Annotated in this window: 6 protein-coding genes; 2 read left to right on the forward strand and 4 right to left on the reverse strand. The window is 63.9% G+C overall.

From position 1 onward, the window contains the following. Positions 1 to 998: 998 nt before the first annotated feature. Positions 999 to 2,585: a PPE family protein gene (locus tag EET03_RS27930; RefSeq protein WP_075541093.1), complete on the forward strand. Its 1,587-nt coding sequence runs from the start codon at positions 999 to 1,001 to the stop codon at positions 2,583 to 2,585. A gap of 453 nt (positions 2,586 to 3,038) precedes the next feature. Here EET03_RS27930 and EET03_RS27940 read toward each other — a convergent pair whose 3' ends face one another. Further along, complete coding sequence (locus tag EET03_RS27940) at positions 3,039 to 3,755, reverse strand: YoaK family protein (protein ID WP_075541095.1); 717 nt, start codon at positions 3,753 to 3,755, stop codon at positions 3,039 to 3,041. A gap of 374 nt (positions 3,756 to 4,129) precedes the next feature. Between EET03_RS27940 and EET03_RS27945 the strand changes: the two genes are divergently transcribed. Further along, positions 4,130 to 4,402, forward strand: a complete 273-nt coding sequence (locus EET03_RS27945; RefSeq protein WP_075541096.1) for a transposase — start codon at positions 4,130 to 4,132, stop codon at positions 4,400 to 4,402. Here EET03_RS27945 and EET03_RS27950 read toward each other — a convergent pair. The 3 genes from EET03_RS27950 to lpqS form a co-directional block, all read right to left on the reverse strand. Continuing rightward, entirely contained in the window at positions 4,388 to 5,542 is a 1,155-nt protein-coding gene (locus EET03_RS27950) for a PPE family protein (RefSeq protein ID WP_075541097.1), read from the reverse strand. The two genes, EET03_RS27945 and EET03_RS27950, sit on opposite strands and share 15 nt — an antisense overlap. Positions 5,543 to 5,573: 31 nt before the next feature. After that, positions 5,574 to 5,873, reverse strand: coding sequence for a PE family protein (locus EET03_RS27955; RefSeq protein WP_063472911.1), 300 nt, complete (start codon positions 5,871 to 5,873; stop codon positions 5,574 to 5,576). A 498-nt stretch (positions 5,874 to 6,371) separates the two neighbouring features. Further along, complete coding sequence (gene lpqS, locus EET03_RS33310) at positions 6,372 to 6,821, reverse strand: putative copper homeostasis (lipo)protein LpqS (RefSeq protein ID WP_482805339.1); 450 nt, start codon at positions 6,819 to 6,821, stop codon at positions 6,372 to 6,374. Positions 6,822 to 7,438 lie beyond the last annotated feature (617 nt).

Genomic DNA, 7,438 nt, shown 5'->3' on the forward strand with positions numbered 1-7,438 from the left:
TTCAAAAGGGCCCAGCGATGGTGGAAAGACCTGGTGCAACGTCAACCAGGCATGTTCGCCCACTGGGCGTGGATGACCGAGTTCTAAACGGACTGGATGAGAAGAGCGGAGTGACGGGAGACTGTCACGCTCCGTTCTGTGGGAGCCCCGGGGTGCGACCCCCCGGGGCCACCCGGCACCCTAGATCAGGCGCGGCCCGCGAGAACCGAGGTCGTGATTCTCGCTGCGTAGAAACTCACGAAGCCGCTTGGCCCCCAGAGCAGATACACCCTGGGAGATCGCATAACTGGCAGCCGTTGTGCCCACCGTATGATATGAGCGTATCGAAATCTCGGCGCACCCGATCGGGAATACTGTGTGAAGTAACGCTTTTGGTCGGCAGGCTAATCGCGTCGGCACCGGCCGCCCACCCGCTCAGCGGGAATACCGAGCCTTCCACCGCCACCAACGAGTATCCGCGAGCAAGATCCATGGCGAACCGTAGGGATCGCGCGTGCGGAAGGTATGCGAACACCGGCGCATTTTTGAACCGACATTCGGTTTGAGGTGTGGCATGGCCACCGGCGCGGACGATCTCGTCGAGCACTCGCATCCCCCATCCAGCACGTCGCTCAGTATTCGTCACAAGAATTCGCCACCCCTTCGGCCGCGGAACGGCTCCAAATCCGTTCGGCCGCGAGTTGTGCCGCATCTTCCCAGGGGCGAAAGGGCTGATCGTCTGGCGCCCATGCTGCCGAACGAAGGTGTGTATGCGGGTGCAGGTCCATAGCACATACCCGATTCAGACCATACGAGTTAGGTCGCAACCTCCATTGTCGTTGCCGGCCAATGCTGGGATAGTGACCTCCTGCCCCGCGTTGAAGTGGCTTAGATCCCTACCCCCGGTGGGTATGGCCACGGTCAGTAAATCCGAACGTCCCCTACGTGTCGCCGTATTGAAAACGATTGTCAAACTCAGTAAGGTTCGAAGTCGGCGCTAAGGGTGAGGGGGTGTTCATATGGCCACGGTGTGGATGGCGTTTCCGCCGGAAGCGCACTCGATGCTGCTCAGCAGCGGCCCGGGACCCGGGTCGTTGTTGTCGGCCGCTGCGGCGTGGTCGTCGCTGAGCGCCGAGTACACCGCGGTGGCCGACGAGCTCATGGCTTTGCTGGGCGCGGTACATGGAGGCGTTTGGGGAGGGCCGAGTGCCCAACGGTATGTGGCCGCGCACATGCCGTACCTGGCGTGGCTGACCCAGGCCAGCACAACCAGTGCGCAAGCAGCTGCACAGCACGAGATCGCAGCCGCCGCATACACAACCGCGCTGGCAGCGATGCCAACGCTGCCCGAGCTAGCTACCAACCACGTCATCCACGGGACGTTGGTGGCGACGAACTTCTTCGGGATCAACACCATCCCGATCGCGCTCAACGAGGCCGACTATGTCCGGATGTGGATCCAGGCGGCCACCACCATGGCGACCTATGAAGCAGTGTCCGACGCGGCGCTGGCGTCGACACCGCAGACCGATCCCGCACCGGAGATCATGCAGCAGAACCAAGAGGGCGCCCAGGCGGATAAGGTCGCGGACGAAGGTACGCCCACCCCTATCGACTACGTCGTTGCGGAATTCTTGCGCATCGTCTCCGGTGGCCGGGTGAATTGGGATATCGCCGAAGGGACCCTGAACGGGATCCCTTTTGAAGACTATACGAATGCGGCCGACCCGTACTGGTGGGTTACTCGCGCTATCGAATTCCCGAAAGATTTTGAGACGTTTGTTCAGGAACTCGTTACGAATCCGCAAGAGGCTTTGCAGTCATATTTTGATCTTCTATTCTTCGACTACCCGGAGCACATACCGCAACTTCTCCAAGCGTTGAACCAGTCTCCGCAATTGCTGGCGGTCGCACTTGGCACCGCCGTCTCCAATTTGGGCGCGGTTACCGGTTTGACGGGGCTTTCCGGCCTGGCCGCTATCCAGCCTGCGGCGATCCCCGCCGTCGTGGCGCCGCCTGTCGCCTCTGCAGGGCCAATGTTGCCCGTCACTGGGATGGCCCCGGGGGTCGTCACGGTCGCGCCCGGTGCGCCGGCTCCCGCGCCCGCGCCCGCGCCCGCGACGAGCACGGTGGCCAGCGCTGGGCCGACACCGCCGCCACCGGCTCCGGCCGCCGCAGGCTTCGGCTACCCGTTCCTGGTGGGCGGCGGCCCTGGCCTAGGCTTCGGGTCCGGGATGAGCAGTAGTGCCAGTGCCAGTGCCCGTGCCAAGAAGAAGGCGCCGGAGCCCTATTCTGCCGCAGTGGCAGCCGGCGCGGCCGCGCGGGCACGTCGACGTCGACGCACGGCGCTACACGACCACGGCGATGAGTTCATGGAGATGAATGTCGATGTCGACCCGGACTGGGGCCTACCGCCGGGTGGGGAGCCGACGGCCGTTTCCTCGGATCGAGGCGCCGGAAATCTGGGGTTCGCTGGCACCGTGAGTACGGAAACGGGCGCTGTGGCGGGGGGGATGACCACGCTGGCCGAGGATGAGTTCGGCATCGGGCCAAGGCTGCCGATGATTCCGGGCACTTGGAACCCGGACCAAGCCGGCGCTCCCTAAATCCGGGCGTAGTGGCGGTGGAGGTGTGGCCGTATGAAACGCTGGCGGCACGCGCATGGCAATTGCGCGCTACTCACCAGCTATGACGGGGCGTTTAGCTCTCTCGCCCATGCTGCTTGTTCTTCGAAGTGCCCGCCCCCGAATCGCCATGCTGCACGCGCCATGGATTAGGGCCGGAATGGTGTTGGCGGGCGCGGAGATCGGCGGACCCTCTACGCCAGCCGCAACATGGGAGTCCTGGCGCATCGGAATCGACGCGAGCGCGACACCACATTGGTGCACGGTGACTTCGAGCTGGTGCGCCGCCCGATCTTCGCCGCCATGCCGATCTTCTCCGTTGGCATTACCCTGATGACCCGACCCGCTCGCTTTGGTCGCGTGCTGCTGGTCAGCATCGAACTCCAAGTCCGCATCGTCGGAGAGCCTTACCTGACCCACACCCACGGCCAGGCCTTACCGCATTACCGTCGTGCTGCCGGCCGACTCCTTCCCGGCATCGGATGCCCGACGCCTGCGGTCATGCAATACGTTGGCGACCGCGAGAGCTACGCACGCGACGGCCGCCGGGATCAGCGCACGGTCGCCGATGCGGCCGCCAAGTATCACGCCACCGGCAGCACCGCCGATGAACAGCATTACAGTCGCAGTCAAGACCGCAGCTTTCCAGTTGTCCATTCCGTGACGGTGGCTACGCGCCACAAGCAGGCCGAGGTCGGTGATGGTGCCAGTGAAGTGCGTGGTGCGGATCGGCATCCCCGGGAAACTGGAAGTCATCCCGTTCTGCAGTCCGCACGCCGCAGCTGCCAGCGGCGCCCTGATCAAGGGGTGTTCGATACCGGCGGCGGCCAGCAGCAGCGCCGCTTCGCCGAGCAGGACCGCGGCGTGGCGCGGGCCAGTACGGTCTTGCGTGGCAGCCAGCACCGCGCCGGCCCCCAGGACGCCGGCCAGAAACCCGGCCACGATCGCGGCGATCATGCCACCCGGATGCAGTAACGGATTGGTAGTGTGCTGGCCAATCTTTGTGGTCAAAGCCGTGAGGTTGCCGACCGGATACACCCAGACCAGCAACGCTACCGAGTTGATCCAACCGGCGACTGCGGCTAGTACTCCGCTATAGGTGAGCACGAGCGCTCGCGGATCCCGAGTTTGTACGTTTGCAGTCTGGGGCATAACCCTTCCCGTCTGATGATCGTTGCGGTCGCAGTCCAAGACCGCAGGTCGAAGGCAGATCGTTGGATATCCTGATCGGGCCCACCAGTTTATGTAATGGCAAAGCCGAAGCCACCCGGGCAACGCCCACACCAGTCCGCCGTCGCAGATCGCCATCGCCCCACAGCGGGCTCGGCAGCCCTAGCTGCTGGCAGACGACCAAGCCATCAGTTGTGATGGTACCCTTACCCGGCATGGGTTTCTGGTTGGGCTCTGGTGACGACGCGACGTCGCGGTTGGGCTCGGACCGCGGATGGCACTTTGTGCTTGCCCCGGTTTTCCGGAGACTTCCGAACCAGGTTTGCTTTTTGTAAGCCTGGAGGAAGGAAGTCTCAGTGGCAGCGAAGAGGAAGTATCCGGCCGAGCTGCGTGAACGCGCGGTGCGGTTGTATCGGGAGTCGACACCGAAGCCGGTGATCGCGCAGCTAACTCGTCAGCTGAACGTGCACCCAGAGGCCTTGCGGAATTGGATCCGCCAGGACCAGGCGGTGGCGAGCGGCACGATCGTCCAACGACGGAGATGTTGGAAGCTCATGTCGGCGCAGCACGCTTACGCAACCGCGGTACTGGCGGGACTCAGTGGCGGTCTTGTGCTATCCCAGGTTTGACCAGCGAGGCACCATGGGGGGGCGTTCCAGGAACCGGGCATCGGGGACAATCCCGGCTACGCCGCGCGCGGCTGCACCTGCCAGTGGCAGCCCACCTAACATGCTGCCCGGAACAGCCGCGTCGGCGGCCGGAGCGGCACTGAGGCCGGTGCCAGTCAGTGCCGCGGCCGCCTTGGCCGGGGCGGCGGTCGTCCAACTCTGCGGCACCGACAGCGACCCGACCAATCCCGCCTGCCCCATGCCCGCCGACACCGCCGTGCCGGCGCCGCCGAAGTTTGCCAAGCCGGCCAAGCCTGATCCGAGTGGCCCAGTAGCCAACCCTTCGGCAACTGCTGGTGCGAGCGCGCTGGTGGCCGCGGGGAGCAGGCCCTTGAGTTTCTCCCCGGCCGACAGGCCGGCGCTGGCGATCCACGCGGTCGAGCTGGTCACCGACAGCATCGGGCTCATCGAACTCAGCGTCGAGGTAAGCGAACTCGACGACAGGGGTGAAGCTAGTCCCTGCAACACGGTGGGTAAGGACGACGTCAGCTGCGTGAGGGCGGCCTGTGTGTCGGTTGCCACCGAACCGCCCATGGCTTGGGCGACAGCGGCACCCTGGGCACTCAAACCGCCCGGATTGATGACCTGCTGGGGCGGCGCGAAAGGCGTTAACGTCGACGCGGCCGCTGACGAACCGGCATACCCATACATAGCCGTAGCATCTTGAGCCCACATTTCCCCGTACTGCGCCTCGGTGGCCGCGATCGCCGGCGTGTTCTGCCCGAAGATGTTTGTGGCAACCAGGGCCATCAACAAGCTGCGATTGGCCGCGATGACCGGTGGGGGCACGGTCGCAGCAAAGGCCGCCGCATATGCGGCGGCTGCGGCACGGGCTTGGTCGGCGGCCTGCTCTGCTGCGGTGGCGGTCGTGCTCATCCACGTCACATAGGGCGCAGCTGCCGACGCCATCCAGGTCGCCGCCGGGCCGTACCAGAACAGGCCAGTCAACCGTGCGACTACCGCCGCATAAGATGTTGCGGCTGAACTCATTTCAACGGCCAGCTCATCCCAGCCGGTCGCGGCGGCCAGCATCGGCCCCGAGCCGGGACCCGAATACATCCTGGCCGAATTGACTTCCGGCGGAAGTGCCCCGAAATCCATTCGCATATCCCTTCAGCTACAGGCCGCCGCGTTAGCCGGTCGCGGCCGCATTGGCAGCCTCGGTGGCGGCATAGGACCCAGCGCTAGTCGCCAGGGCGGCGACGAACTGGTCGTGAATCGCTGTGGCCTGGGCAGCCACTGCTTGGTACAACTGCGCGTGCGCGGCGAACTGGGCCGCCGTCAACGTCGAAACTTCGTCAGCGGCGGCCGGTAGCACTGCGGCCGTCGCGACTGCGACCGCCGCAGTTCCGGCTTCCATCGCCGCGCCGATGTTCTCTAGATCACCGGCCGCCGACGCCATTGTTTCCGGATGTGTTATTACAAAAGACATTTGTAATCTCCTTTCAAGACTTAGGCTCCGCCGCCGAGGATGCTTTCACTTCCCGATGGCGCGGACGATCTGACCATGTAGAGGGGTTTGGACGATCGACGGAATCGGGAAGTCGATCAGCAGCTATCCGCAAGCGCGTCTGACCGTGACGGACCAGCCCCCACCCGCCGGCGCGTTGCGTGAGTGTGGATCACCGGAGCTGCCGGCGATTGTTTCCATCGGGTCGCACGCCTGGATAGCCCTGTGGTCGTCGACCGGCGTGCGCTTACCGCGGGTGTGAATCTGCTGAATCGACCTCGGCTGAGGAGTCTATGACGCTCTCCACCGCTTGGCCGTGAGAAGCCGGGTAGCTCGGACACACTCATACATGCGGATAAGTGTTCAAACAGTGAATGATTCATGTGAATCGGCTTAGATCAGGGCGCGACTACCGCGCCGGAATCGACATGGGCAGATGTCACCAGCCGTGGCGTAGCACCATGGCCTGACGCTGACCAATCAGCGACGAGCTAAGCAGTACCGAGTCAGAAGATCTCGACCGGAGAGAATGGCAACACATGGGTGTGGAGGGCTCCGCCCCGCCGGTGCCGCAAGCTGAGTCAGCCACCCCCTGGCTGCCAGCGCCGCCAGGGCCACGCCGAGTAGGACCAGCGCAGGCACTGCCACCTTTGGTATCGCATCAATCGCGAACACCTTGGACGCCTTGCAGATCGGCCGCTCTTGCGCAAGCTGAGGCTGATCAGCGCTGGTATGGACTGGTACAGGAAGCGAGGCAATCGACAGTTGTTGCTGCGGCGAAAAGGCTGAAGCAGCCGCGCGCACCGGCACGCAGTGACCAACGATCGTCAATGCTGCGACGGCGACCGCCACGACGATAGCAAAGCGCAATCGCGGCGGTCCACATGCTTCGACACGTCGGTCATCCGATGACCATCGGATGCTCCTCATACCCGCTGAGGGTACACCATGGAGTGGCCGGCTCACGATAGATTCGGCCTCAGTTCAGGGGCGGGTTCGCGTCGTTCAGCTCACCTGACCTGTTCTGGGCACTTGCAGGCACGCGAACGGGTCGGGTCACCCGCGGGCGCCGACGGCCCTCGGTGTGTAGCCGACATGTGAGCAGAGCGTCGTCGATGTTAACTTCAAATTGTCGCGGACTACATCGCGCCGGGATATGTATGGCGGTTTCTGTCCGGGTTCCACCAGGTCGTCACGGTGAGGACTCAAGGTCCTGAAGGTCCACAGGAGTCACCGCGACAACGAACCGGCACCCGCGATCTGCCCGAACATTCAGGCTCGTCTAGGAAGACAAAGGGTCTCCGGGCCAAGCCGGCGAACGGCGACCGGCAGCCCGGCGCCGGGCCTGTGGATAGACCTACCAACAGTCCTGTTCTGATCAGGTGTCCGCGCCGCTGGTGCACCGTTCACTGATAAGTAGGCCTCAATAGTTCACGCGATTCGGTGCTGAGGTGTGTCGTGAACGTGAAAGGTGCACTGCCTCAACGATAATCGATGTTTGCTAGCGTTCGAGAATCGATCAAGGAGTGCACCTATCAGATGCAGGC

The sequence above is a fragment of the Mycobacterium innocens genome, assembly GCF_900566055.1.
In the GTDB taxonomy this organism is placed as follows: Bacteria; Actinomycetota; Actinomycetes; order Mycobacteriales; family Mycobacteriaceae; genus Mycobacterium; species Mycobacterium innocens.